At 47.2% G+C, this 25,890-nt stretch carries 21 protein-coding genes, 3 tRNA genes and 1 pseudogene; 9 read left to right on the top strand and 16 right to left on the bottom strand.

Translation table 11 applies throughout. From position 1 onward, the window contains the following. Positions 1 to 58: 58 nt before the first annotated feature. The 3 genes from BZG75_RS00880 (at position 59) to BZG75_RS00890 (ending at position 356) form a co-directional block, all read left to right on the top strand. Positions 59 to 143, top strand: a tRNA-Tyr gene (locus tag BZG75_RS00880). A 22-nt stretch (positions 144 to 165) separates the two neighbouring features. Continuing rightward, positions 166 to 250: transfer RNA gene (locus BZG75_RS00885), tRNA-Tyr, on the top strand. Between the two features lie 21 nt (positions 251 to 271). Then, a tRNA-Tyr gene (locus tag BZG75_RS00890) sits at positions 272 to 356 on the top strand. Between the two features lie 61 nt (positions 357 to 417). On the opposite strand, the gene BZG75_RS00895 is transcribed toward BZG75_RS00890, so the two are convergent. Continuing rightward, on the bottom strand, positions 418 to 1,386 hold the full coding sequence (locus BZG75_RS00895) for a glutathione S-transferase family protein (RefSeq protein WP_077460118.1): 969 nt from the start codon (positions 1,384 to 1,386) through the stop codon (positions 418 to 420). A 212-nt stretch (positions 1,387 to 1,598) separates the two neighbouring features. On the opposite strand from BZG75_RS00895, the gene BZG75_RS00900 reads away from it, so the two are divergent. After that, positions 1,599 to 1,952 carry a DUF4168 domain-containing protein gene (locus BZG75_RS00900; protein WP_158009946.1) on the top strand — a complete coding sequence of 118 codons (354 nt, stop codon included), beginning with the start codon at positions 1,599 to 1,601 and terminating at the stop codon, positions 1,950 to 1,952. A 45-nt stretch (positions 1,953 to 1,997) separates the two neighbouring features. Here BZG75_RS00900 and arsJ read toward each other — a convergent pair whose 3' ends face one another. The 8 genes and pseudogenes from arsJ to BZG75_RS15495 all read right to left on the bottom strand — a co-directional run. Further along, on the bottom strand, positions 1,998 to 3,221 hold the full coding sequence (gene arsJ / locus BZG75_RS00905; protein WP_077460116.1) for an organoarsenical effux MFS transporter ArsJ: 1,224 nt from the start codon (positions 3,219 to 3,221) through the stop codon (positions 1,998 to 2,000). Between the two features lie 81 nt (positions 3,222 to 3,302). Beyond that, the gene (locus tag BZG75_RS00910) at positions 3,303 to 4,310 is read right to left on the bottom strand and encodes an ArsJ-associated glyceraldehyde-3-phosphate dehydrogenase (RefSeq protein ID WP_077460115.1); all 1,008 of its coding nucleotides are present in this window, start codon (positions 4,308 to 4,310) and stop codon (positions 3,303 to 3,305) included. Positions 4,311 to 4,321: 11 nt separating this feature from the next. Beyond that, complete coding sequence (locus BZG75_RS00915) at positions 4,322 to 4,663, bottom strand: metalloregulator ArsR/SmtB family transcription factor (protein WP_021024015.1); 342 nt, start codon at positions 4,661 to 4,663, stop codon at positions 4,322 to 4,324. 106 nt (positions 4,664 to 4,769) lie between these two features. Then, on the bottom strand, positions 4,770 to 5,831 hold the full coding sequence (gene arsB, locus BZG75_RS00920) for an ACR3 family arsenite efflux transporter (protein ID WP_021024014.1): 1,062 nt from the start codon (positions 5,829 to 5,831) through the stop codon (positions 4,770 to 4,772). Positions 5,832 to 5,892: 61 nt separating this feature from the next. Further along, positions 5,893 to 6,228, bottom strand: coding sequence for a metalloregulator ArsR/SmtB family transcription factor (locus tag BZG75_RS00925; protein ID WP_077460114.1), 336 nt, complete (start codon positions 6,226 to 6,228; stop codon positions 5,893 to 5,895). A gap of 371 nt (positions 6,229 to 6,599) precedes the next feature. After that, complete coding sequence (locus BZG75_RS00930; RefSeq protein WP_077575890.1) at positions 6,600 to 7,310, bottom strand: substrate-binding periplasmic protein; 711 nt, start codon at positions 7,308 to 7,310, stop codon at positions 6,600 to 6,602. 1,957 nt (positions 7,311 to 9,267) lie between these two features. Then, on the bottom strand, positions 9,268 to 10,911 hold the full coding sequence (locus tag BZG75_RS00940; protein ID WP_077460111.1) for a methyl-accepting chemotaxis protein: 1,644 nt from the start codon (positions 10,909 to 10,911) through the stop codon (positions 9,268 to 9,270). Positions 10,912 to 11,060: 149 nt separating this feature from the next. Further along, positions 11,061 to 11,243, bottom strand: a pseudogene (locus BZG75_RS15495) (transposase); the annotation flags it as partial. Positions 11,244 to 11,753: 510 nt separating this feature from the next. Between BZG75_RS15495 and BZG75_RS00945 the strand changes: the two are divergent. Further along, positions 11,754 to 11,954 carry a hypothetical protein gene (locus BZG75_RS00945; RefSeq protein ID WP_077460110.1) on the top strand — a complete coding sequence of 67 codons (201 nt, stop codon included), beginning with the start codon at positions 11,754 to 11,756 and terminating at the stop codon, positions 11,952 to 11,954. A 132-nt stretch (positions 11,955 to 12,086) separates the two neighbouring features. Next, on the top strand, positions 12,087 to 12,890 hold the full coding sequence (xthA, locus tag BZG75_RS00950; protein ID WP_077460109.1) for an exodeoxyribonuclease III: 804 nt from the start codon (positions 12,087 to 12,089) through the stop codon (positions 12,888 to 12,890). Positions 12,891 to 13,034: 144 nt separating this feature from the next. On the opposite strand, the gene BZG75_RS00955 is transcribed toward xthA, so the two are convergent. From BZG75_RS00955 to BZG75_RS00975, 5 genes are all read right to left on the bottom strand, one after another. Further along, positions 13,035 to 13,712 (bottom strand): ABC transporter permease, encoded by a 678-nt coding sequence (locus BZG75_RS00955; RefSeq protein ID WP_021024004.1) that lies wholly within the window; start codon positions 13,710 to 13,712, stop codon positions 13,035 to 13,037. A gap of 6 nt (positions 13,713 to 13,718) precedes the next feature. Next, complete coding sequence (locus BZG75_RS00960; protein WP_077460108.1) at positions 13,719 to 14,459, bottom strand: ABC transporter permease; 741 nt, start codon at positions 14,457 to 14,459, stop codon at positions 13,719 to 13,721. A 38-nt stretch (positions 14,460 to 14,497) separates the two neighbouring features. Next, the gene (locus tag BZG75_RS00965) at positions 14,498 to 15,274 is read right to left on the bottom strand and encodes an ABC transporter substrate-binding protein (protein ID WP_077575892.1); all 777 of its coding nucleotides are present in this window, start codon (positions 15,272 to 15,274) and stop codon (positions 14,498 to 14,500) included. 84 nt (positions 15,275 to 15,358) lie between these two features. Continuing rightward, entirely contained in the window at positions 15,359 to 16,129 is a 771-nt protein-coding gene (locus BZG75_RS00970) for an ABC transporter ATP-binding protein (RefSeq protein WP_077460107.1), read from the bottom strand. A gap of 403 nt (positions 16,130 to 16,532) precedes the next feature. After that, positions 16,533 to 17,723, bottom strand: a complete 1,191-nt coding sequence (locus BZG75_RS00975) for a tetratricopeptide repeat protein (protein ID WP_131825125.1) — start codon at positions 17,721 to 17,723, stop codon at positions 16,533 to 16,535. Positions 17,724 to 18,189: 466 nt separating this feature from the next. On the opposite strand from BZG75_RS00975, the gene BZG75_RS00980 reads away from it, so the two are divergent. Both BZG75_RS00980 and pflB read left to right on the top strand, forming a co-directional pair. Then, positions 18,190 to 19,701 (top strand): DUF3360 family protein, encoded by a 1,512-nt coding sequence (locus BZG75_RS00980; RefSeq protein ID WP_077460105.1) that lies wholly within the window; start codon positions 18,190 to 18,192, stop codon positions 19,699 to 19,701. 133 nt (positions 19,702 to 19,834) lie between these two features. Next, entirely contained in the window at positions 19,835 to 22,111 is a 2,277-nt protein-coding gene (gene pflB / locus BZG75_RS00985; RefSeq protein WP_077575894.1) for a formate C-acetyltransferase, read from the top strand. A gap of 72 nt (positions 22,112 to 22,183) precedes the next feature. Here the strand turns inward: pflB and BZG75_RS00990 are convergent, their stop codons facing one another. Continuing rightward, the gene (locus BZG75_RS00990; protein WP_077575895.1) at positions 22,184 to 23,803 is read right to left on the bottom strand and encodes a methyl-accepting chemotaxis protein; all 1,620 of its coding nucleotides are present in this window, start codon (positions 23,801 to 23,803) and stop codon (positions 22,184 to 22,186) included. A gap of 331 nt (positions 23,804 to 24,134) precedes the next feature. Between BZG75_RS00990 and pflA the strand changes: the two genes are divergently transcribed. Beyond that, positions 24,135 to 24,875, top strand: a complete 741-nt coding sequence (pflA, locus tag BZG75_RS00995; protein ID WP_021023997.1) for a pyruvate formate lyase 1-activating protein — start codon at positions 24,135 to 24,137, stop codon at positions 24,873 to 24,875. 103 nt (positions 24,876 to 24,978) lie between these two features. Here the strand turns inward: pflA and BZG75_RS01000 are convergent, their stop codons facing one another. After that, on the bottom strand, positions 24,979 to 25,884 hold the full coding sequence (locus BZG75_RS01000) for a LysR substrate-binding domain-containing protein (protein ID WP_077460102.1): 906 nt from the start codon (positions 25,882 to 25,884) through the stop codon (positions 24,979 to 24,981). Positions 25,885 to 25,890: the final 6 nt, after the last annotated feature.

Consider the following 25,890-nt stretch of genomic DNA (forward strand, 5'->3'; position numbering starts at 1 on the left):
AGATTAAGAAAACCCTTTACAGCTCCAATCGGTTTGGTAAGATTCGCCTCAATCGCGTGGTGGAGTTCCCGAGCGGTCAAAGGGATCAGACTGTAAATCTGACGGCTCAGCCTTCGAAGGTTCGAATCCTTCCTCCACCACCAATTTTACAAAGCAAGACTCCGTGGTGGAGTTCCCGAGCGGTCAAAGGGATCAGACTGTAAATCTGACGGCTCAGCCTTCGAAGGTTCGAATCCTTCCTCCACCACCATTTTATAAAGCAAGACTCCGTGGTGGAGTTCCCGAGCGGTCAAAGGGATCAGACTGTAAATCTGACGGCTCAGCCTTCGAAGGTTCGAATCCTTCCTCCACCACCATTTTTAAAGGGCCAGCATTTGCTGGCCCTTGTTCGTTGTGCGAAACAACACATTCTATTCGTTATCCAGTCAAGGCCGCCCGCCCATGCGGCGACCACAAATCTTGCTCTGGCCCTTTAGGCACAATGCGCGTCGGATTAATGTTGCCGTGGCTGTAGTAGTAATGGTTTTTGATATGGTGCATATCGACCGTTCCTGCCACGCCTGGCACTTGAAATAACTCTTTCATATAGCAGAACAAATTGCAGTAGTCGGCGATACGTTGTTTGTTACATTTAAAGTGACCCACGTACACAGGATCAAAGCGGATTAAAGTGGTAAATAATCGCCAGTCTGCTTCTGTGATCTGATTCCCAGCCAGATAGCGGTTGCGACTCAGATGATCGTCCAACACCGTCAACGCACTGAATAGCTTATCAAAAGCGTCTTCATAAGCCGCTTGTTCGGTGGCAAAGCCACATTTATACACGCCGTTATTCACGTTCGGATAAACAAATTCATTCCACTGATCTACCGCTGCACGCAGGTTTTCTGGGTAGTAATCGTCATCATTCCCCGTAATGGCATTAAAGGCCGAGTTAAACATCCGAATGATATCGGCCGATTCATTACTGACAATAGTCTGGGTTTGCTTATCCCACAAAATCGGCACAGTGACCCGGCCGGTATAGTCAGGCTTGGCTTTGGTATACAACTGGTGCGCGTAGTCAAAGCCATATAAGGGCTCTGGCTCTGAGAATGTCCAGCCATGCTCCAACATTTCGGGCGCAACGACAGTGACATCAATGTGGGGCTCAAGCCCTTTCAAATGACGCATAATCAAGGTGCGATGTGCCCACGGGCAAGCGAGAGATACATAGAGATGATAACGATCAGACGCTGCTTTAAAGCCAGCATCCCCGCTTGGGCCGGCTTCACCGCTCGCGGTTATCCAATGTCGGAATCCAGCATCTTCACGAACAAAGCGCCCGCCTGATGCTTTGGTGTCATACCACACATCGTGCCAAATACCGTCAATCAGTTTTCCCATAGGTCCTCCTTTCTTTCTGTGTGCAGTATATGAAGCAACAATAGAAATGTCGGCAGACCCGATTGTTGGAGTTATTCGAAAAAGCTGAGCAATGGCTCCGACATTGAGAATGTCATGATTTTGTTAGAACTTTCTTAATCGCCTTTTTCGCGTTTGACCTTCACTCACCATGTCTTCTACTGTGAATAGCGATGAATAAAAGGAGAAAATTGATGAAACGTTTATTAGCGACCCTATCTTTTGCGTTTGTTGTTGCAGCCAGTCTGCCAAGTTTCGCTGCCAATGAGACAACCGAAATGTCAGCAGATCAGCTGACTGACCAAGTGGTGAGCAGCTACGCTGAAGCGGCTGAACAGGTTGTTTCAATATCTAAAGACTATCAAAGTAAGCTCGAGAGCATCGGTGATGAAGAGCAAGCTAAAGCACTAATGGCGGAGACGCAGAAAGAAATGGCGCAAGCCATTGAGGCAACAGGCCTATCCATTGAAGAATATAACAATGTCTTTCGTCAAGCGCGTGAAGATAAAGAACTGCAAAAGAAGATCAGCAACATGATCAATGAGTAAATATAGTTTGGAACAAGGGCAAGTGTATTCTCTTGCCCTTATTGTTTAGGCTTGAGCCACCGAGACGTGCGATCTAGGTAGCCACAGCGAAATCACCGTCGTAATGAACAAGAAGACGAACGAGACCCACAAACAGGCTGCTAACCCCCATACTTGGAAAACCCAGCCCGACAACACCGTGCCAATTAATCGCCCCATCGCGTTGGCCATATAGTAAAAGCCCACGTCCAACGACACGCCATCGCCTTTGGCATAGCTCACAATCAAGTAAGAATGCAGCGACGAGTTAACCGCAAAGATAACGCCAAACAGCATTAATCCGACAATGATGACCGCTTGTGGGTGCCATTGCTCGCCAATTGCGTAAGCAATGACGCCGGTCACCACACTAAGCCCAAGCGCCCACCCCAGCGCCGCTTTACCACCCGGTGAGTGCCCTGCTTGACGCCCAGTAATTTTTGGGGCAATCCCTTGCACCACACCATAGGCAATCACCCACAGCGCAAGAAAGCCACCGACCATACTATGGCTCCAACCGAATGTGTTGCCTAAATAAATCGGTAAGGCGACGACAAACCACACGTCTCGCGCACCAAAGAGAAACATGCGTGCCGCTGAGAGGATATTGACGCTGCGCGACTTGGAAAATATTTCTGAAAACTTAGGCTTACTTTTGGCTTTACCTAAATCCGCTTTTAGTGACACCACACTGCCAATAAAGACCACAGTCAGCACACCGGCCATGGCTGCCACCGCGTATTGAAAGCCAATGAAAGACAACAGTGCGCCACCGACAAAAAAGCCTGCCCCTTTGAGCGCGTTCTTAGAGCCCGTCAAGATCGCAATCCACTTAAACAGCGCACCCTGTGCATTATCGGGCACCAGGGTTTTGATCGCACTTTTCGCACTCATCTTATTGAGATCTTTCGCAATCCCAGATAGCGCTTGTGCCGCCATTACCCAAGGGATGGTGAGCCACGCCGCGGGTACCGCCAGCATAGTAAGCGCCACAATTTGCATGCCTAGGCCAATATTCATGGTGCGGTTAAGCCCTAATCGAGCCCCTAACCAGCCGCCGACAAGATTGGTCACTACCCCAAAGAATTCGTAAAACAAAAACAGCGAGGCAATTTCTAAGGTGCCGTAGCCTAAGTCATAAAAGTACAGCACCACCAACATGCGCAGTGCGCCGTCGGTGATGGTGAAGTTCCAATAGTTAAAGGTAACCAGCATGTACTGGCGCACAGATTGGCTTAATTGAGCAAACATGATGGCCGTCTATTTAGGTTTAATAAAAGCGGTAAATAAAGGCGGTGCACTGTATACACCGCCACCGTTAACAAGCATCACTTACTGATCGACAAGACCGACGTTGCGCACCAACTCAGCGGTGCGCGTGGCATACCCCATTTCGTTGTCATACCACGCATAGATTTTGACCATACGCTTACCCACCACCATAGTGGACAGCCCATCGACAATGGTAGAGCGCTGATCGCCACGATAATCAATCGAGACTAAAGGACGCGCCTCAAAGCCAAGAATGCCTTTAAGCTCGCCGTCCGCGGCCTCTTGCAACAGTGCATTCACCTCGTCGGCGGTGGTATCGGTTTCCACATCAAAAATCACATCCGTCAGTGACGCATTGGCGAGCGGGACACGCACTGCATGGCCATTAATCTTGCCTTTTAGATCCGGGAAAATTTCCACAATGGCCGTTGCTGATCCTGTGGTGGTCGGGATCAAGCTCATGCCACACGCACGGGCGCGACGTAAGTCTTTGTGCGGCGCGTCTAAAATCGTTTGGGTATTGGTTAAATCATGAATGGTGGTGAAGGTTGACTGCGCAATTCCTAGTTTTTCATGGATCACTTTCACAATCGGAGCCAAGCAGTTCGTGGTACACGACGCCGCAGTCACGATTCGATGTTTCCTCGGTTCAAATATCGCGTCATTGACGCCCACTACGATATTCGCCACACGCTCATCTTTGACCGGTGCAGACACCACTACGCGCTTCACGCCTTGGTCCATATATTGTTGCAGCAAATCCGCGTCACGGTGTTTTCCGGTTGCCTCAATCACCACATCACAGCCTGACCAATCGACTGCATCAATCGCTTTTTCTTGGCTTGTCGTCAGTGTCTTGCCGTTAATCTGCACGCGGTTGCCTTCTGCACTCACCGCGTGATGCCAACGCCCTTGTACCGAATCAAACTCCAGCAAATGCGCCAGCGTTTCAGTATCTCCCGCCACATCGTTAATATGCACAAACTCGAGCTCTGGCCAATCAAATGCTGCCCGCAGTGCTAAGCGACCGATACGGCCAAACCCATTGATCCCGACTTTAATTGTCATTGCTTTCTCCTTTACACACAGCAGGTAGGGCGAGACGCCATCTTGGCAAGCCGCGTGATATCTTCTTGATAAGTGTCTTTTAGGCAGTTGGAATCAACTAAACCCTGAATTTGTTTGCGCATCCAGCCCGGTAAATCAGCGGCTAAGCGATAAAACACCCATTGCCCTTGGCGCGTATCAACCAACACACCACTGGCCCGCAGTTGTGCCAAGTGGCGTGAGATCTTAGGCTGTGAGGTATCCAGCGCTTCGGTGAGCTCGCACACACATAACTGCCCTTCACGAGCAATTAATAGCAAACACCGCACGCGCGTTTCATCGGCCAACAATTTGAAAAACTGGTGAGGCAACATAGGCTCTCTCATGACGCTTTATTAAATGCACATATGGATATGCGCATATTATTACCTTCCAACATGCACACAACCCTTATCAGTCAGTATTCATAAAAACTTCATATTAAATCGTATAGCGCCGTTTCATTCTTAGCGCTACATTCACCAAGGCAATCAACACCGGCACTTCCACCAGCGGCCCAATCACTCCTGCAAAGGCTTGATCAGAGTGAATGCCGAATACCGCAATCGCCACCGCAATCGCCAGTTCAAAGTTATTACCGGATGAGGTAAACGCTATTGATGCGTTGCGGTCATAGGGGATCCCCAGTTTTTTACCCACAAAGAAGCTAATAAAGAACATCAGCACAAAGTAAGTTACCAGGGGTACGGCGATACGTAACACGTCAAGCGGCAACGCAATAATCGCCTCCCCTTTTAGGCTAAACATCAACACAATGGTCGCCAACAAAGCGATTAACGTTATCGGGGAAATACGTGGCAAAAAGACGTCTTCGTACCATTGTTCACCTTTTTTAGCGACCAGCACGGTACGTGATAGATAGCCCGCCAAAAAAGGGATACCCAGATAAATCAGCACACTTTGCGCGATGTCCCCCATGGTCACATCCACCACATAGCTTTGTAACCCCAGCATAGGAGGTAAAACGGTGATAAATAGCCATGCCATCACACTGTAGGTCAGGATCTGAAATAAGCTATTCAGGGCCACTAGGGCCGCGCCATACTCTTTATTGCCACCACTGATGTCGTTCCACACCAAGACCATGGCAATACAGCGTGCAAGGCCAATTAATATCACTCCCGCCATATACCCTGGCTCATCACGCAAAAACAGCACCGCCAGTGTGAACATCAGAATAGGACCCACCACCCAGTTCATGATCAGCGACAGCGTAATGGCTTTTTTATCGCGCGTGACCGAGCCTAGTAAACGATAATTTACCTTTGCCAGTGGCGGGTACATCATTAAAATCAAGCCAATCGCCAGCGGTACATTGGTGCTCCCGACCGATAAGCGTTCACTGATGGTCGCAACGTCGGGAAAAAGCCACCCCACACTCACCCCAATGGCCATGGCGAGAAAAATCCACACGGTTAAATACCGATCGAGCCATCCCATTTTTTGCGCGGCCGACGGTGCACAGGTTTCAGATTGAGACATAAGACAAATCCTTGGTTATTGCTGACGTTGAATCACTCGTGTTGCTGATGGGACACGCTACCTATTGATGATGTCCACAAGCCGTATTGCCCTGCATTACAGGCGTGACAGAGCTCAGAAGCGAGGGGTTATTGATGGCTGTGGTGCGCAAAACATCGCGCATCCACTCAGGTAAGGTTGGGTGTAATTGGTAATAGACCCACTTACCACGACGCTCTCCGACGACTAACTGATGCTTGCGTAGCTCCGCCAAATGCCGTGAAATTTTAGGCTGACTCAACGCCAGCGCCGTCATTAAATCGCACACACAAAGCTCACCATGCTCAGACAGCAGCAGTAAAGAGGTCAGCCGAGTGGGCTCAGATACGGCTTTGTAAAACGTTAGGGTGTCACACATCGCTATAGTCTACTTTGCATACATATGGCATATCATATATATGGAATTCCATATGTCAATAAATAGACTAATTGAAGACTAGGGAATTGGACCGGCCTCTGTAACGTGTAGCCATTTGGACGTTTTGGTTATTCAACATGAATATGCCCAATTAACTTGAAGATACATGATTGAAAACCTGAACGTTATCGTTGCTACGAAACGTCAAAAACTCTCCTGCGATCTCTGGGAGATTCGCGCTTCTGCTTTTCGGTTAAAGTCACTTTTATAGGTGAGAGCCATAATCCTGTTTTATGTAAAATTAAGCATCTTCAATGATCACGGGTATAATAGATGTGATTGAACAATTTAATAATACGTAAACGGTATATTCACAACATTTTTATCAAGCTCTTTATACTTCCATCTTCATAAAGATAACTTAACGAACTCTCTAATTTTTTATACTTTTCTTCAGACAAAGTAGAACCGCATGCCAAATAATTCAAATACTTTTTATAAGGGTAGACCAATTCCACATCCTCAATCTTATTCTTGTTAAGTATGTGCTCTGCTACTTTAATATCTTCAACAAGTGCGACCATTCTATCCGCATCAACTTTTAGTGCGTTTAGAAGTGTGTTCCTAGTATACTCCACGGAAAAACCTAAACGTTCAAGACTTTCACCGTCAACGCTACCTATATAACTACCTATAGTTTTACCTTTCAATTCTGAAATATGTCTTATTACTGTATCCTTGGCAAAGAAACCTGACTCCGTTACCATTACCGGCCCGATCCATTTAAAATCAGCTGCATTCTCTTGTGTGGCCTGCATCGGAAACAAACATTGTTCCCCTTCACTCTCATGAGTATTCCCCAACACTGTCTCATACGCGCGTTTAAATGGCCTTGATTTTAATGCATATTCTATTCCAGCCCTATCAAACAAAGACTTAAGCAAATCAACCGACACCCCAGACAACTCCTTATTATTAATTGAAATATATGGCTGATACTCTTGAATAAAAATAGTAACCTTTTCATTCGAGAAAGCAGGCCAGGACGAAATGATTAACAACAAACAAAGACATGTCTTCATAGTTTTTTACCGCCATAATTTGAGTACTTCTTCGTATGATGCTGTTTTACCTTCCGGCCACTCTTGCTTTATTTTCGCTTTTGGAGAACCATGTCTATTGAGCCAATAACCCTTTTCTTTTTTATCGTTTAAACGAGGAGAACAATAACTTATTTTATTTAAATATGAAACATCTTCTAGTGTGGCATCCATCTTCTCAGCCATATTGTCCAGTGCAGAACCAACGCTTTCGCCTCGATGAATAACCCCTCCTAAACTCTTCCACCATATATCGGACATTTTTGTATAATCTGGAACATTGGTCNAATAACCCTTTTCTTTTTTATCGTTTAAACGAGGAGAACAATAACTTATTTTATTTAAATATGAAACATCTTCTAGTGTGGCATCCATTTTCTCAGCCATATTGTCCAGTGCAGAACCAACGCTTTCGCCTCGATGAATAACCCCTCCTAAACTCTTCCACCATATATCGGACATTTTTGTATAATCTGGAACATTGGTCCCCGTAGGAGTCCATTTCATCGATTCTTTTCCTAAATAAAATTCTATGAGTCCGCCATATCTATGTGAGTTTTTTTGAATAAAATCACTCGTCACATCGGAAAACCGAATAAGCGTTAATCCCTCTAGGAACTTATTCATGGTAACTGTTTTCGACGTCACAAATTGAGCATACAGCCACGCTGCATTTGTATTCTCTATGGGAGCACTACGTAGAAATGTCCACGCTCCAGTATCTTGATAACCCTTTTTCATCCCATCTTCCCAATACACACCAACAGGAGAAGGCGCCATTCTCCACCTCGGTATACCATTAGCATCAGTTACAGGAGTGTTGGGCTTGATCATTTCAGGTGTAAATGTCGTGTACCAAAAAATTTGCTGGGCTATATTTCCTTGCGCAGGCACTGAACCTGCTTGTGAAAATGCCATATCTTTTGCTTCAGTTGGAGCGAAATTTAAAAGCCAATCTTTATACGTAGTCAAAGCATATTTCGCTGCGGGGCCATTGATCGCTCCACCACGCTCAACAGATGCACCGACAGGAGAGCACTTTTCGACTCTTATCCCCCACTCGTCAACTGGTATACCATTTGGAAGTCCTGGATCTCCCATTCCCGCCATGGACAACCATGCATCGGAAAAACGCCAACCTAATGATGGATGATTTTTTCCATAATCCATATGGCCATAAACTTTTTTTCCATTAATCTCTCTTATATGGTTAGTAAAAAAGTCTGCTATATCTCGGTAAGCTGTCCAGTTTAATGGCACACCCAATTCATATCCAAAAAGGGAGTAAAATCTTTTCTTCATCTCTTCATCATTAAACCAGTCATATCTGAACCAGTAGAGGTTAGCAAACTGCTGGTCTGGGAGTTGATATATTTCTCCATCATTAGCGGTCACAAAAGAAATTGCCATAAAATCATCGATATCCATGTATGGAAAGAGAACATCAGGATTTCTAATTAAATGACTTACTGGTATAACTTGATTTGAACGGGAAAAAAGACCAATTAAATCACTATCAGCGATATAAGCATCATAGATATGATATTCATAGTTGATTTGTGCATCTATTTTCTTAACGACATCATGTTCTCCTGTTACTTCATGTATTACTCTTATGCCGGTCAACTCCTCAAACGCTTTAGTTAAGATTCTGGATTCATACCTGTGTGTTGGAAGGTCTTCTGACACAACTCTGATGGTTTTTCCCTTATAAGGAATCGCTGCCTTTTGAAACCAAAGCAACTCCTTAACTCTCTCTTCTTTGCTTAATGTGCTGAATTTAAACAAACTCTCAGAAAGATCATTAATTGAGGATTCAGAGGCACTGACAGAACAAGAGAAAATAAAAGCAAAAAAATAGTAATTTTTCATATGCTAATACTCATACTAGAAGAGAGGGTGAGACCTTATAGCTGATAAAAGTATTTACTCCCCCAAATCAACTGTATTTATATTTTTTAACCAGACTGTTTAGGTTCTCTGCTAACTCAGTCAGATTTTTAGTTTCTTCATTGGCTTTCTTAGTTCCTTGCCCTGTACGTTCAGTAACTTCAGTGATATGCGAGATATTTTGATTAATTGTTTCAGAAACGCTTTTTTGCTCCTCAGCTGCGCTAGCTATTTGGGCATTCATTTGGTTGATAACATTGACGGCGTTTTCAATGCTGATCAAAGACTCATCGACCAAACGTGCCTCACTGACTGTTGCCTCGCTTTTTTCTTTTATAGAGTTAATAACAGCCACTGATTTCGACGTCTTCTGTTGAAAACTCTCGACCATTGACTGTATCTCTTCCGTGCTTTTCTGAGTTCTACCTGCTAGGGTGCGAACTTCATCAGCAACCACAGCAAATCCTCGGCCAGCATCGGCAGCTCGGGCCGCTTCGATCGCTGCATTCAAGGCCAACAAGTTAGTTTGCTCGGCAATACTTCGTATTACATCTAAAACTGAGCCTATTTTTTCCGACTCAGTGCCTAACTCTTCGATAACAGAGACACCTTCAGTCACCTGTTCAGACAGTCCTCCTATGACAATGATCGCCTTGTTCAGCGTGTCTTTAGAGTGAACAACTTGATTTTCGGCTTCACGTGCAGATGTGGAGGCATCAAATGCATTCGCTGTGACTTCTTGCGCTGTCGTTGTCATTTGATTCATTGCTGTGGCAACTTGCTCTGTTTCTTCTTGTTGCCGCAACACTCCTTCCTCTGTATCTTTCATAATAGTATTGAGCTGTAAGACAGTTTTGTTCATACTCGAAGAAGAACCACTTACTTTTTCTATAAGACCGCGCATTTGTTCTGAAAAGCGATTAAAACACTTGGCAAGTTGCGCTAGTTCATCGGAACCATTCACATCCAACCTACGGGTTAAGTCACCATCTCCATCAGCAATATTCTCCATCGCATAAATAGTGGATTTCAAAGGTGAAACCACACTATTGATAATAACTAAGAACAGAAAAAGTATAGGAAGGGATAACGCCCCCACAGCGATGACTACTTCCCAAATAATAAGATTCACCGCTTCGGCAACATGGTTCATATACACACCAGTACCAACAATCCATCCCCACTCTTCAAACCTTATCACGCGAGACATTTTTGGGGCCTGTATTGTACTATCCGGTAACTCCCAAACATAATTAACGGTAGCGCGTTTATTTTCTTTTGTTCTTTCAATCATATGCTGAAAAAGAGGTGTTCCTTCAGCATCTGTAAAATCATAAAAATTAGCTTTAAATCTATCCTCTTTAGGTAATGAAGGGTCCATAATCATAGTCCCTTCCCTATCGTATATGAAAATATATTCACTCCCCTCATACTTTATTTCTTCTACTTTCTTCATCGCGAGGAGCATTGCTTCTCTTTCTGTTATACCCCCAGACTCGTATTTTTCATGTGCACTTTCTATATACTCAATAGCAACATCATTAACCGCATCGAGCTTCTTCATTTCACCATGAATAAGATCAGCTTTGAGCGTCGATATCGTAAAAAAAGACATCACAATTACACCAATGAGGGCAATCACAACAATTGACCAGAGCCTAATAGAAATCCTTACATTGTAAATGATACTCATCGTGAGCCCTCATAATGTTGCGTGGGTAACAAAAATAATTATTACGAAATATCATAACGGTATTAATACTTATGTTAGTAGCGATTAGAGATAGTTCCAGTTTTTTTCAAAACCATGATAAGCACTCTGTTGTACACGGTGACTAGATGATGACAATCCTTCCAGTAACCCGCATTGCTTCGCGGTAGTATGGTTGGTTTGATGTCTTTTTTCTCGAGTACTTGATAGCGGCCTTGGTATCGTAAGCGCAATCTGCACTGACTTGGGCATTTTTCGGCGTAACGGGTTGGCAGCGTCGGCAAGACTTCATTGTCGCCGACAAAAGCTACGCTATGCCGAAACAAAGCTGGCGATAGGATAAGCGAGCGCTAGAATCATTAACGCGGTGCTGATGTGCCGCGTTGGTGGTCGCCAATACCAAAGAATTATTGGTTAAAACCCTTTACATCGTAAAAAAATGCTGTAGTGTAGCTAAAGCTCTAGATACGGAGCATCATAAGACATCAAGTCAAAGTCGAGACAGACCACGCTATTTCCCGCATAGACTCTCTGCAGTATTCCACTTTCGCTTTTTTCCTACATTGATAACCCGTTAAACGCCCTTTTGCTATCTCTCATTCGTGGGGATCACTGTATTAATGCTGATCGCTCACCCTAAAGAGGCCGACGCATTCATTCGGCCCATGATGGATAACCACTGAGGGCAGAGCAATAATCATTTAACTCATGGAGATAAAATATGGCCGCCACTAACGGCAGACTACGTCACTGGTATCATTTGCGCCGTGCGCAAACACAACCACAAACACCATCAACCACATTTAAATCAGTAAGGAACGCCATTGATAGTTAATTTTGCTCTTCCCAACCTTGCCAACTGGCAGGTCGTGATTCATCAGTTTAACGGGGATATTATCCTCAAGCATTTGCTTCATCGTCTTCCTGTTTTGTCTCAACCTACCCTGCGTTTTGACCCCTGCACCCAAGAAGGCGCGATTTTTAGTCAAGGTGAGTGCTTAGGCGCCTTTTCGATCGCAAGCTAATCTCCCCCCCATTACGTACCACACATCCTCGTCACCATACGCCGAGCATTGTATTGAGGCCGCCTTTCCGTTCATTGAACGAAGCTGGTAAAGTGTCTTACTATCAATAAGACAACAAAGGCAGCCTCACACGTGAAAATCATCTCCTTTAATATCAACGGTATTCGAGCGCGTTTACATCAACTGCAAGCCTTAATTGAAAAACACCAGCCTGACGTGATCGGGTTGCAAGAAACCAAGGTGCACGATGATGCCTTTCCACTCGCCGATGTCGAAGCCATGGGCTATGAAGTACACTTTCATGGCCAAAAAGCGCACTATGGTGTGGCGATGCTATGCAAAAAGTCGCCAATCAGCGTACAAAAAGGGTTTCCAACCGATGATGAAGACGCCCAACGCCGTATGATTATGGCCACGTTTGAAGGCGAAAATGGCCAACCTGTCACCGTTCTCAATGGTTACTTTCCCCAAGGGGAAAACCGTAGCCACGAAACCAAATTTCCTGCCAAACGTAAATTCTACCAAGATTTGATGACCTATTTAGAGGGTCGTGATCCCAGCGAACACCTGGTGGTTATGGGCGATATCAACATCAGCCCTAAAGACGACGATATTGGTATTGGCGATCACAATGCCAAGCGCTGGCTACGCACCGGTAAGTGCTCTTTCTTACCTGAAGAGCGTGAGTGGTTAGAGACGTTGATGAATTGGGGCTTCGTGGATACCTTCCGCACCCTACATCCAGCGGTGAATGATCAGTTCTCGTGGTTTGACTACCGTTCGCGCGGTTTTGATGATAACCGTGGCTTACGCATTGATGTGGTGTTAGCCACCCAAGATCTTGCCAGCCGCTGTATTGATGCGGGGATTGATTACGAGCTGCGCGGCATTGAAAAACCCTCCGATCACGCGCCAATTTGGGCCACCTTTAAATAAGCCCTCGAATTGGCCGCGCAAGCGCGCTTAACAATATCGCTTAAGACGCCGCTTAATATTATTACGCCGCAGCACGGCCATGCTGCGGCGTTTTTCGTTTATAGCGATAAGTCTTTGCTTATAGCGACGAATCGGTAGTGAGCGCTAACTTAATGGCCGCATATGACGTAAAAAGCGACGCTCTGCTAAGCGGAACATCCATAGGATGCTAAATGTCAGCGCCATATAGAACACACCCGCGGTCAAAAAAGATTCAAAGGGCGCATAATAACGCGAATTTACAATCCGAGCCGCCCCGGTGAGATCAACAATGGTAATAATGCCGGCGACGGCCGAGCCGTGAAGCATAAATACCACTTCGTTACTGTATGCCGGTAAAGCACGGCGCATCGCGCTGGGCAGAATGATCCGCGAAAAGGCTTTATACGGGCTCATGCCATAGGCAATCGCCGCTTCCACTTCTCCTTTGGGCAAGCCATTGATGGCACCACGAATAATTTCAGCGGTATACGCTGCGGTGTTGAGGACGAACGCAACCAACGCGCAAAACCATGCATGTTGCCACAACGAATCTTCAACGTTTACCACTTGGCTTAGGCCGTAGTAAATCAAATACAGTTGGATCAGCAACGGTGTACCACGGAAAAAGTAAATAAACGCCCACGCAGGGTAACGCCAAAGCGGAAACTGTGCATTGCGCGCCACGGCGACAGGCACGGCCACCAGCAAACCAATCACTAACGCGGAAGCCACCAGCCATACGGTCGTCCAAAGGCCATCGAGATAAATCGGCCATGTTTCGAGTACAAGTGAAAAATCCATAGTCACCTACCGCGTATGAATACTAAAGCGACGCTCCATCCAACGCAGCCCGGTGGTCGAGATGCTGGTAAAGAGCAAGAAAATAAGCGCGACGGTAAAGTAAAACGTAAATGGCATTTGGGTCGAGCCGGCTGCCAACGCGCCTTTACGTACCATGTCATCCAAGCCAATAATGGACACCAGCGCGGTGGTTTTTAACAGTACCAACCAGTTGTTACCAAACCCTGGCAGCGCATGGCGGATCATTTGTGGCAACAAGATGCGGCGAAACGCCAAACTACTGCTCATACCATAGGCGCGCGCGGCTTCCATCTCGCCGGCGTCGACCGCCATGATGGCCCCCCGAAAGGTTTCAGCCATGTAAGCACCAAAAATAAAACCAATGGTTAGGATCCCGGCGATAAACGGGCTAACGTCGATATAGTCGGGTAAATAGGCAGTCCAGTCATGATCGGGATTTTGTCCGGCCATGTACTCATTGAGCCATTCATTCATGCCATATAAGCTGTTATTGAGCAGCATTTGACCGCCGTAAAAAATCAGCATCATCAGTACCAAATCAGGGATCCCACGAATCACCGTGGTATAGACGGTCGCAATGCCACGCAACCAACCCAATTTAGATAATTTGGCAAGCGCCCCGAGCATCCCGAGTAACATGGCCAAGCCCAGTGATAATAGCGCAACCTGAAGGGTCACCCATGCGCCTTCGAGCAGGGACCACTCGTAACCTTTCAAATCAATCATATGATTCGGGCAGCACTTTCATGCTGCCCGCCTGCCTTTTACTCGCCGTAAACGTCGTAGTCGAAGTATTTGGCAGCAATCTCGTCATACACGCCTTTTTCACGTAATGAATCAATTGCTTGATTAAGTTTCTCAGTCAGCGCTTTGTCTTGTTTGCGTGTCGCAATCCCAAAGCCCTCGCCAAACCACTCAGGGTCAGTCAAAGAAGGACCGATAAATTCAAATTCATCGCCACCCTCTTTATCGAGAAGCCCTTGCTGCAAAGCGGAAGCATCACCCAAAATGGATTCAATACGACCCGCTTTTAGATCAAGATAGGCCTCATCAAACGTACCGTAACGGACGATATCAACCGCGTCGCCATAGTTGTCGGTAAGATATTTGTCGTGTGTGGTTGCACGCTGTACACCAATTTTCACCCCGTCGAGTCCTTCTTCGGTGAAGGTGAGATCCGTGCCCTTTTCGGCCACAAACTTGTTCGGGATTAACGCGTATTTATTGGTAAAATCTACCTTCCTTTTACGCTCTTCTGTGATCGACATCGCCGCGATAATGGCATCGTATTTACGCGCCAGCAGTGACGGAATGATCCCATCCCAATCTTGCGCGACGATCTTACACTTGGCCTGCATTTCCTCACACAGCGCATTGGCCATATCGACATCAAAACCTTTGAGATCACCTTCGTTTGTGGTCCAGCTAAAAGGAGGGTAGGCGCCTTCAATACCAAAACGTACGACCTTCCAATCCTTGGCTGCAACGGAGGTTGACCCAACTGCGGCCATCACGGCGGCGGCAACTAGCCATTTTTTCATCTTCCTTTCTCCTGTCGTTTAACGATGTTGTGTGGGCAAAAGCCCTATTGCATGGTTATGCTATTGATAATTCTATTTAATTAATCAGTATATTGACGATATAAATTGCTGCAGACGCTCAGAGTCAGGTGCATCAAACAGTTCTTTCGGGTTGCCCTGCTCTTCCACTAATCCTTGATGCAAGAACATCACATGATTAGAGACATCACGCGCAAAACTCATTTCATGGGTTACCACCAACATGGTGCGCCCTTCCTCGGCCAGTGAACGCATCACGCCCAACACTTCCCCCACTAACTCGGGGTCAAGCGCGGAGGTTGGCTCATCAAACAGGAGTACTTCTGGCTCCACGGCAAGCGCCCGTGCAATGGCAGCACGCTGCTGCTGGCCGCCTGACAAGTGGCCGGGATAGTAGTCACGGCGCTCGTATAAGCCAACCCGATGGAGAAAGGCTTCAGCATCTTCAATCGCTTTTGCTTTGGGCACGCCGAGCACATGCACTGGCGCTTCTATCACATTTTGCAGCACGGTCATGTGCGACCATAGATTGAACCCCTGAAACACCATCGCCAGACGAGAGCGAATGCGCTGTACTTGTTTATCGCTGACGGGCACCGGATCGCCTGCACGGTTATTTTTCATTTTGATCAATTCACCATTGACCCAAATTTCACCGCCAGTAGGGGTTTCAAGTAAGTTAATACAGCGCAAAAAGGTACTTTTACCAGACCCGGAAGACCCGATAATCGAGATGACGTCGCCGCGGTGGGCATCGAGTGAAATGCCTTTGAGCACTTGATGCTGCCCAAAGCTTTTTTTAAGTGACTTTACCTGTAGCGCTACTGCATCCGTCATGCGCTAACTCCTATCATCCGTGATAATTATTGTATTGAGTTTATCAATTGAAAATATCACCCCTTCTCTTGAGGAGCAACATTTTGTTAACCTTTAAATCTGTTTTATTATAGTCACTATTACTGCATAAAAAGTCAAATGCAATATTTAATGCTGAAAAAATGAACACTCAGTATCTGGGCGTATACTCGCGATGCCTGAGTCCTCAACCACAATAAGTGTAGAGGCAAACGCAAGAAAAAAGATTGTTTTTATTGATAAAGGCAAAATAAAAAGGAGGATAAAGATGCAATTGATTTTATTTTTGCGACAAAACACAGGTGACAAAACTGTGAACAAAAAGGCGTTTCTTTTCTATTAGAAGACAGTCTTGTACTCAATAATAGACATCTGCTGGATCGGATTACGAGGTGCGACTGTCACGCCGTGTTGCACGTTTTGCTTTAAGCAGTTCAAGCGTGTCTCGCCAGCGATCGACAAGCTCAGACGGATCCTTGCTTTGCCATTGGTCAAGCGCATAGTCGGCAAGCGTGTAGTCGCCCGCTTTAATCGCACTAATGGCCAGCCACTGCCAAAGCATCTTATCGTCTTTCAACCCATAAGACAGTGCCACTTGCGCCGTATCAATGACCTCTTTCCAATGGCCTAATTGATAAGCCAGCATTACCTGCAACTTCAACGTTTGTTTATCCGGCTGGGTTAAATTCACTTCACTAATTCGATTCAGAGCCGCTACACGCTGGTTATTTTTGATCAGACATTGCACCATAAATAACTGCTCATCACGCGTTGCTACACGGTCAAGCTGCTGTAGCCCCTGCTGCCAGTACAATAACGCCTGCTCAGCCTCGTTGGAATCAAGTCGAGAAACAGCAATCGCTCGGTATAGCGCAATATCCGCCCTGGCCCTTGCTAAATATTGCCGAGCAGTGCGATGCGTCCCCGCTTTAACATGCGCACGCGCGGCTTGCTCGAGCCACTTGGGCGCCACATCAGCCGCATTCACGAACTGATCAAACGTTGCCGCCGCCGCACCATAACGCGACAACGCCATTTCACTCAGCGCCTTTGTTTGCAATACAAAGGCATCAAGTGCGTCGAGTTCTTGAAGCTGGTTGGCATAATCAATCGCCACATCAAATCGCGACAAAGAATAAGCAGCCTGCATCGCAAGACGGCCTGAGGCGGGGGATAAATGATGGTGCTCACTGAGTTGGCGCGCATAATTTAGCACCTCATCATATTGATTGACCCGATAGGCCAAACGGATCACGGCAGCAAGCGCATCCGCTTCGCTGGCTTCTGACAGTGAGTTCAATGCTAACGCGTTTTGATAGGCACGATAAGCTTCGGCACGCTGATTAAGATAGAGATAGCTGATGCCCTGTAAGCGCCAGAGTTCGGCGCGCTGAGGTGACACAAGCTTTTGATCGCCTTGCTGCGCCAGTAACGCCGCTGACAACTTCAGAGCTTGCTGATAATTTCCACTCTCGATAGAGGCACTTACGTCCGCTATTTCTGCCGCCTGCGCCGTCGCGAATGACAGTAAAAACAGCAGCATGACTGCAAGTCGACGACTGACAGAAATCAGCATTCGAGATTCAAAGGGAAACAAACATAAGCGTCGCAACATGAAAATCCATTTTTAGAAGACAACACCTCGACTATAACCTATCTTTTTTATTCACTACAGCGAACAAACGTTTGCTGTCTTTATTTGTTAACATGCGCTCACAACAAACTCGGCGAAACGCCATACAATAACGTCGTTATCTTGCTGTTTTGTGGCACATATTTACCGCCCTTATTGGTAATTAAATTACAAAATAGCGACTTTAGTCGGATTGTGAACGCGATAATGGGTCTAGAATCTCGGTAAACACCGGCGTAGCACGTAAAAAAATTACACGGTAATGATCTAAGTCAACATTCGGGAATCACCCTGTTGTTAGCATGCTGATAACGAAACAGAACACGGCCACAAGGCCAGCGTTAAAAATAAACCAAGACTGGCTAAGTCGCTGTTTCGAAAGCTTTTGCTTTCTGTAGACGAGGAAATTATGGCAACACATGCTCAAGACCGCAGTGTGAGTCACGATGAAAAGAGCGAATATCAAAAGAAGCACAAGCCGGCTTCTTCATTTGCCTCCCGGGCTGACTACCTGAATCACGAACTACAAATTATGCGTCCGCGCCGTTGGGGCTTGAACCTGCCTGGCCGTGACTTCCGTTTTGAAATTGAGGATCTTGTTCCCGCGCTGGCCGGTACCATCGGCATTATCGCTATGTATTCTGCAGTGATGATGTCATGGGCTGAGGGGCTAACCGCCGCGTGGGATCATGTGACTTTAGGTAAAGCGTTTGCTGTTGAGGTCGCGCGGGTTGAAATGCTTATCCCCGCACTCCTTTTTTGTGTCCTTTTATGCGGATTTATCAATCCACGCGCTAACCTGGCCGGTAACCATGGGCCAATGATCCCGCTTGTCGGGACCATCGCGCTCGCCGGCGCACATCCTCTCGCCTTAGGGATCCTAATCGGTGCCTTTGGCTTGATACTCAGTTATGTCAAAGGCGGGTCTAAATTAGTGAACCTAACCAGCCAAGGGGTAGCGGGTGGCTTGCTGATTTTCTTGGGCTTTGGCGGGGCAAAAGGTCAAATTGAGAGCCTACTAGCCTGGGGTGCTGCCATTGATATGGGCTATATATCCATTGTCATTCTGGCCGTATCCATTGTGATTTATGCCTTTTTGGCTCGCATTGGTAAACGCTGGTTAGCGATTCCTGTCTGTGCCGTTACCGGTGGATTGATTGCCACCGCATTAGGTGCCGGCTCATCACTAGAGTTTGTGACACAACCGGGTGTGCCAAACCTAAACCCGGTTTACTGGTGGGGATCAACCGAGCAAGGTTGGCAAATGGGCTTACCAACCCTATCGCACTTTCTTGCGTCACTACCATTTGCTCTGCTCGCGGTAGCGATGTGGTCGCCAGACTTTCTTGGTCACCGTATTTTCCAGGAACTTAATTACCCGAAAAAGGCCGAAAAGGTATTGATGGACGTGGATGACACCATGACAGGGTGTTCTATCCGCCAAATCGTTGGGGCATCAGTCGGTGGGGGTAATATCACATCCTCATGGGGCACTTATATGATTCCTGCAGCGATTGCTCGTCGCCCGATTCCTGGCGGGGCCATTGTCCTCGGTCTGTTATGTATTGCGGTTGCGTTGATTGGTTATCCAATGGATGTAGCAACCTGGCCACCGGTGATGACCATTGCACTATTATCAGGTGTGTTCCTGCCGCTTCTTGAAGCAGGGATGCAAATGGTTAAAGACGCGAAGTCTAGCCAATCAGCCGGTATTTGTATTTTCGCCTCCATGGCTGTTAACCCAGTCTTTGGTTGGGCAGTCACTATGCTCTTGGACAACAACGGTCTTATCGGTGATAAAGAGCGTCCTGGTACGCTATCGACCATCGATCGTCTGGTGATTCCAACCGCCACAGTGATCATTTGTGTGGCTGCTATGTTGGCAGTCGGAATGATTCCCGGCATTCCACCTTTATTGTAATAACACGGCCCCGCTTTCGGGCGGGGCATCCGGATAAATCGATGGGTCACAGCGTCAGCCATACTGACACAACACTATGACTGGCCTTGGTCCCAACACATGTCTTTTTGAAAAGAGAACAGGTAGGTGCAACATGTCTGAGCACAATTCCAATGCATGGGAAGGATTTGTTGAAGGTAACTGGAGCAAAGCCGTTGACGTTCGCGACTTCATCCAAAAAAACTATACCCCTTATGAGGGTGACGAATCATTCCTAGTGTCTGAGCCAACTGACGCGACTCGCCAACTGTGGGCGCGCGTGATGGAAGGCATCAAGCAAGAAAACGCGACGCATGCCCCGGTTGATTTTGATACGTCTGTGGTTTCTACCCTGACCTCTCACGACGCCGGCTACATTGAGAAAGATCTAGAGCAGATTGTTGGTCTACAGACTGACGCGCCGCTAAAACGCGCTATGCTTCCTTACGGTGGTATTCGTATGGTTCAAGGCTCGTGTGACGCATACGGTCGTGAACTTGACCCTCAAGTAAAGAAAACCTTCACCGAGCATCGTAAGACCCATAACCAAGGGGTTTTCGATATTTACACCCCTGAAATCCTGAAGTGTCGTAAGTCAGGCATTTTGACAGGTTTACCTGATGCTTATGGCCGTGGCCGTATCATCGGTGACTACCGTCGCGTTGCTTTATACGGCATCGATTTCCTGATGGCGGACAAAAAAGCGCAATTCGATTCTCTACAAGAGAAATTTGAAAGCGGCGAAGATCTGCAAATGACCATGCAACTGCGTGAAGAAATTGCAGAACAACACCGCGCGTTGGGCCAATTGAAAAAAATGGCAGCGTCTTACGGCTGTGATATTTCTCGCCCAGCAGAAAACGCAAAAGAAGCGATTCAGTGGACCTATTTCGGTTACCTGGGTGCGGTTAAAACACAAAACGGCGCGGCAATGTCGCTCGGTCGTACGTCTACCTTCCTTGATATCTACCTACAGCGTGATGTTGAAGCCGGTAAACTCACAGAAGAACAAGCGCAAGAGCTGATTGACCACTTCGTCATGAAACTGCGTATGGTACGCTTCCTGCGTACGCCTGAGTATGATGATCTCTTCTCTGGCGACCCAATTTGGGCCACCGAATCTGTTGCCGGTATGGGCCTAGACGGACGTACTCTGGTTTCTCGTACCAGCTTCCGTTTCCTAAACAGCCTGTACACCATGGGCCCAAGCCCAGAGCCAAACATCACAGTGCTTTGGTCTGAGCAACTGCCTGAAGGCTTCAAAAAGTTCTGTGCCAAAGTGTCTATCGATACCTCGTCTATCCAGTACGAGAACGACGATCTGATGCGCACTGACTTTGAATCTGACGACTATGCGATCGCTTGTTGCGTATCACCGATGATCGTTGGTAAGCAAATGCAGTTCTTTGGCGCCCGTGCCAACTTGGCTAAAACGCTCCTTTATACCATCAACGGTGGTATTGACGAGAAGCTGAAAATCCAAGTTGCACCAGAGCATCCAGCGATGACTGACGAAGTGCTAGACTATGACAAAGTCATGGACCGCATGGATCACCTGATGGATTGGTTAGCGAAACAGTACGTGACTGCGCTGAACAGCATCCACTTCATGCATGACAAGTACAGCTATGAAGCGGCATTGATGGCTTTCCACGATCGTGATGTATATCGCACCATGGCCTGTGGTATTGCGGGTCTATCGGTTGCTGCTGACTCATTGGCCGCAATCAAGTACGCAAAAGTGAAGCCAGTTCGTGACGAAGACGGTATTGCTATCGACTTTGATATCGAAGGTGAATACCCAGCGTTTGGTAACAACGATGAGCGTGTTGATGCGATTGCCTGTGACCTGGTTGAACGCTTCATGAACAAAATCCGCTCACTGAGAACTTACCGTGATGCGGTTCCGACTCAGTCTATCCTAACGATCACCTCAAACGTGGTATACGGTAAGAAAACCGGTAATACGCCAGATGGTCGTAAAGCGGGTATGCCATTTGGTCCAGGTGCGAACCCAATGCACGGCCGTGATGAGAAAGGTGCGGTTGCGTCACTGACCTCTGTCGGTAAACTGCCATTTGCTCACGCTAAAGACGGTATTTCTTATACCTTCTCTATTGTGCCAAATGCTTTGGGTAAAGACGAAAACACCCAACGCGCGAACTTGGCGGGCTTAATGGATGGTTACTTCCACCATGAAAGCGGTCAAGAAGGCGGCCAGCACCTGAACGTGAACGTGATGAACCGTGAAATGCTACTAGACGCGATGGAAAACCCTGAGAACTATCCTCAGCTGACTATCCGTGTTTCTGGTTACGCGGTACGTTTTAACTCGCTGACTAAAGAGCAGCAACAAGACGTCATTACACGTACCTTCACGTCTTCACTGTAAGATGTAGCGATAAAGCGTACGCGATACGCTAATAAAAAAACCGCCGGCAAATGCTGGCGGTTTTTATTTGGGTTACACTTCAAAATGATCCAGTTGTCTATCCAACTCTCGTGCAGAATCTGCCAACAACTGGCTTTGCTCTGCCAGGTGAGAAGCCGCCCCACTGACTTCGTTCGCTGAGTTATGAATGTTGCTGACGTTTTGGTTCATTTCTTCAGACACCGTCCCCTGCTCTTCGGCCGCCGCCGCAATCTGTACCACGCGATCGTTAGAGCCATGCAGCGCACTCACCATATCTTTAAGCTGCTGCTGAGTTTCAAGCGCGGTTTCTACACTCGCTTCACTGGACGTATGGCTTGATTTCATCGCCTCTGCCGCTTCAATCGCGTTATTGGTCAGCGCTTCTATCGTGCCTTGGATTTGCGTGGTTGATTTTTGCGTACCTTGCGCCAGCGAGCGTACTTCATCGGCCACCACCGCAAAGCCACGACCTTGCTCACCGGCACGTGCCGCCTCGATCGCCGCGTTTAGGGCCAATAGATTGGTCTGCTCAGAGATCCCTTGAATAACCGTCGCGACATCACTGATCTCCATCACGCCTTGCTTGACCTGATTGACCAATTTATCTGCCCCAGCGATACGCTCGGCAACTTCACGGATACTGGCTACCGTGCTATCCAATTTATGATTGCTACCTTCCGCCATCGAGGAAATATCATTGGTGGCTTGCGCAGTTTGTTCTGCGTGATCCGCGACATCAGCGACAGTTGCTGTCATTTCGTTCATCGCCGTTGCCAGTTGCTCGAGTTGCGCGCGCTGAGATTGAATACTTTGTGCACTCTGCTCACTCGCTGATGCAATCGACGACGCCATAGTAGAAGACTGCTTCGCCTCATCATGGGCAACACGCAGGGCTTCACGAACACTCCCCATGGCTGTATCCATACGCCGCGCCAATTTACCGATTTCATCATGACGGGTATAGCCGCACTCAATGCGTAAGTCCCCACCCGCAATCCGATCAAACTTTTCGACCAATTCATCTAACGGCACAACGATGTCGCGACTGACAAACGCACCACAAACTAACAGGATCACCCCCGCGATAAGCGTTAATCCGCCAATTTGCCACGCTGACTGGATAAACTGCGCTTCAATATCGCTCACATGAGTGCCCGAGCCAATAATCCAGTTCCAACCATTTACGCGTTTCACATAAGAGATTTTGGGCTTCATCTCACCTTCCGGTGAGCGCCAAGTATAATCCAATACACCGCCTTGTGACCCTTTGCTCACTGTTACCATTTCTCGCCAATGGTGCTTGCCGTCGCCATCGGTCAAACTGCTCGCACTGGTGCCATTCAACTTGGGCTTTATCGGGTGGTTAACAATCGTGAGATCAGGCTTGAGCACCCAAAAATAGTTATCGCCGTCATAACGAAGCTGGTTCAGTTGCGCGATCGCTTGCGTTTTGGCTTCCTCTTCGCCGATTCTTGATGCCTGCTGGCGGTAATAATTCACCACACTTTGCGCCACTTCTATATTGGCCCTTAGCGAAGCGGTTCGCTCAGCATAAGCTTGATCACGCTCTTTTTGGATAGTGAACATACTGATCGCAACCAGCAATGCAATGGCTATCAACATGAGCGCAACAAGCTTATTTTTTACTCTCAGATCACTGATTTTTTTCATTATATACCCTAGCGTTTGCTGTTGATCCTAGCCTGATACTCGGCTCTATTAAGCTCACATGCAGCCTGAAAGGCCATATATGGGTAACTCTGCATGTCGCACGTTAGTTTGGACAAAAAGGCCAGAAGACACAAAAACAACATGGAGATTATCTGGATTAGCTCTCATTGTGCTGGCATAGAAAACTGGAACTGTGATCAACCCAAAGACAGAGGTGTAACACCACAGCAACGTTCACAAAGAGAGTGCGAAAAAGAGGGGAATTTCCTTACGTTGAGGCCGGTTTTTGTAATAAAATGACAGTATCGCAATTCGCAGTCTGGAGACAGTTATGTCGGCAATTGGTCGCATCCATTCCTTTGAATCTTGTGGGACCGTAGATGGCCCTGGGATACGTTTTATTGTCTTTATGCAAGGCTGCTTGATGCGGTGTAAGTATTGCCATAATCGCGATACTTGGGATACTCATGGCGGGAAAGAAGTCACTGTCGATGAGATCATGAAAGATGTATTGGCCTATCGCCACTTCATCACCGCATCAGGCGGTGGGGTCACCGCATCGGGCGGCGAAGCTATGTTACAGCCAGAGTTTGTCCGAGACTTTTTCCAGGCCGCGCAAGCCAAAGGTATTCATACCTGCTTAGACACCAACGGCTATATCCGTAAGCACACGCCCGTGATTGACGAAGTGCTTGATGCAACCGATTTGGTCATGCTGGATCTAAAACAGCTCAATGATGAGGTTCATGAAGACTTAGTAGGCGTATCGAATCGCCGCACGCTCGATTTTGCCAACTACTTGCACAAAATTGGACAAAAAACCTGGATTCGTTACGTCGTGGTGCCCGGCTATACGGATGACGATGATTCCGCGCACCGCCTAGGTCAGTTTATTAAAGGCATGGACAATATCGAAAAGGTGGAATTACTCCCCTATCACCAGCTTGGTGAACATAAATGGGAAGCGCTGGGTTACGAATATGAGTTAAAAGACGTGGGCACACCATCAAAAGAAATGATGGATAACGTCAAAAACATTATTGCCAGTTATGGTCATAACGTCATGTATTGATCCGACGCACCTCTGCGCACCACCCATCAGCCGGTCACTTTGTGGCCGGCTTTTTTTCGCGTCTTTATACTTTTTTCACGTTGTTATACCTCTGTCTCGCGACTTACATCTCGCGCCGGCGGGCTTTGGTCATCCTAATGGCTTCACGAATAATACAGTCACGCAAAGGGTTATCTGCGCCATCCGCTCGCCAGATAAAAGACAGTGTTCGACGCATATTGAGCTCTGGCACGTTCAGCGCCACCAGCTCCTCGCGTTCAATCCACTTTTCAACATCTAAATAGGGCAAGCAGCTTAGGTAATTAGAGTTAGCCACCAAAGTACGCAACACAGGCACCTGCTCATATTCTCGCCGCACATCAAGATCTTCAATAACACCATGAATCGCACTATCAAAACTATGTCGTGTCCCGGCGCCCGGCTCTCGCAATACCCACTGCGCTTGTTCAAGTTGCGCCAAGCTTACCTGATCACGCTGCGCATAAGGATGGTGCTTCCCCGCCACAACCACAAGGTGGTCATGGCACCATACCTGCTGCTTTAAGCGGCTATCATCGCAACGTCCCTCAATGATCCCCAAGTCGTGCTGATAACGGCGCACACTATCAATGACTTTCTCGGTGTTTTTCACGGTAAAGTCGATTCGCAGCTCGGGGAAATCACTATCAATAATACTGATAAGGTCTGGAATAAGGTGTTCTGCTGCGGTTTGACTGGCAATTAAGGCAATATCGCCACTGATAATGTGCTGTCCATCAAACCCTGCCTCAATCTGTTGCGCATCAAACAAGAGTTGGCGTGCTTTGGGTCGCAACCAGGCTCCCCAGTAGGTGAGCTGCATTTGCTTGCCTTGCCGCTCGAATAATGGCCGCCCTAACAACTTTTCTAGCTGCGACAGGGCCATACTGGTAGCCGACTGCGTCAACGCTAACTGGTCGGCCGCTCGGCTTACACTGCCGGTCGCGGCGATCGCTTCAAACACAGCCAACTGTTTCAATGAGTACCGCATCCAGGC

Origin of the sequence: Salinivibrio sp. AR640 (assembly GCF_001995405.1) — a bacterium.
Lineage (GTDB): Bacteria > Pseudomonadota > Gammaproteobacteria > Enterobacterales > Vibrionaceae > Salinivibrio > Salinivibrio costicola.

Excerpts from the sequence above, each read along its gene's own strand:
- BZG75_RS00895 (WP_077460118.1), bottom strand. The coding sequence starts at position 1,386 with ATGGGAAAACTGATTGACGGTATTTGGCACGATGTGTGGTATGACACC.
- BZG75_RS00900 (WP_158009946.1), top strand. The coding sequence starts at position 1,599 with ATGAAACGTTTATTAGCGACCCTATCTTTTGCGTTTGTTGTTGCAGCC.
- arsJ (WP_077460116.1), bottom strand. The coding sequence starts at position 3,221 with ATGTTTGCTCAATTAAGCCAATCTGTGCGCCAGTACATGCTGGTTACC.
- BZG75_RS00910 (WP_077460115.1), bottom strand. The coding sequence starts at position 4,310 with ATGACAATTAAAGTCGGGATCAATGGGTTTGGCCGTATCGGTCGCTTA.
- BZG75_RS00915 (WP_021024015.1), bottom strand. The coding sequence starts at position 4,663 with ATGTTGCCTCACCAGTTTTTCAAATTGTTGGCCGATGAAACGCGCGTG.
- arsB (WP_021024014.1), bottom strand. The coding sequence starts at position 5,831 with ATGTCTCAATCTGAAACCTGTGCACCGTCGGCCGCGCAAAAAATGGGA.
- BZG75_RS00925 (WP_077460114.1), bottom strand. The coding sequence starts at position 6,228 with ATGTGTGACACCCTAACGTTTTACAAAGCCGTATCTGAGCCCACTCGG.
- BZG75_RS00930 (WP_077575890.1), bottom strand. The coding sequence starts at position 7,310 with ATGAAGACATGTCTTTGTTTGTTGTTAATCATTTCGTCCTGGCCTGCT.
- BZG75_RS00940 (WP_077460111.1), bottom strand. The coding sequence starts at position 10,911 with ATGAGTATCATTTACAATGTAAGGATTTCTATTAGGCTCTGGTCAATT.
- BZG75_RS00955 (WP_021024004.1), bottom strand. The coding sequence starts at position 13,712 with ATGGATTTTTCACTTGTACTCGAAACATGGCCGATTTATCTCGATGGC.
- BZG75_RS00960 (WP_077460108.1), bottom strand. The coding sequence starts at position 14,459 with ATGATTGATTTGAAAGGTTACGAGTGGTCCCTGCTCGAAGGCGCATGG.
- BZG75_RS00965 (WP_077575892.1), bottom strand. The coding sequence starts at position 15,274 with ATGAAAAAATGGCTAGTTGCCGCCGCCGTGATGGCCGCAGTTGGGTCA.
- BZG75_RS00970 (WP_077460107.1), bottom strand. The coding sequence starts at position 16,129 with ATGACGGATGCAGTAGCGCTACAGGTAAAGTCACTTAAAAAAAGCTTT.
- BZG75_RS00975 (WP_131825125.1), bottom strand. The coding sequence starts at position 17,723 with ATGCTGATTTCTGTCAGTCGTCGACTTGCAGTCATGCTGCTGTTTTTA.
- BZG75_RS00980 (WP_077460105.1), top strand. The coding sequence starts at position 18,190 with ATGGCAACACATGCTCAAGACCGCAGTGTGAGTCACGATGAAAAGAGC.
- pflB (WP_077575894.1), top strand. The coding sequence starts at position 19,835 with ATGTCTGAGCACAATTCCAATGCATGGGAAGGATTTGTTGAAGGTAAC.
- BZG75_RS00990 (WP_077575895.1), bottom strand. The coding sequence starts at position 23,803 with ATGAAAAAAATCAGTGATCTGAGAGTAAAAAATAAGCTTGTTGCGCTC.
- pflA (WP_021023997.1), top strand. The coding sequence starts at position 24,135 with ATGTCGGCAATTGGTCGCATCCATTCCTTTGAATCTTGTGGGACCGTA.
- BZG75_RS01000 (WP_077460102.1), bottom strand. The coding sequence starts at position 25,884 with ATGCGGTACTCATTGAAACAGTTGGCTGTGTTTGAAGCGATCGCCGCG.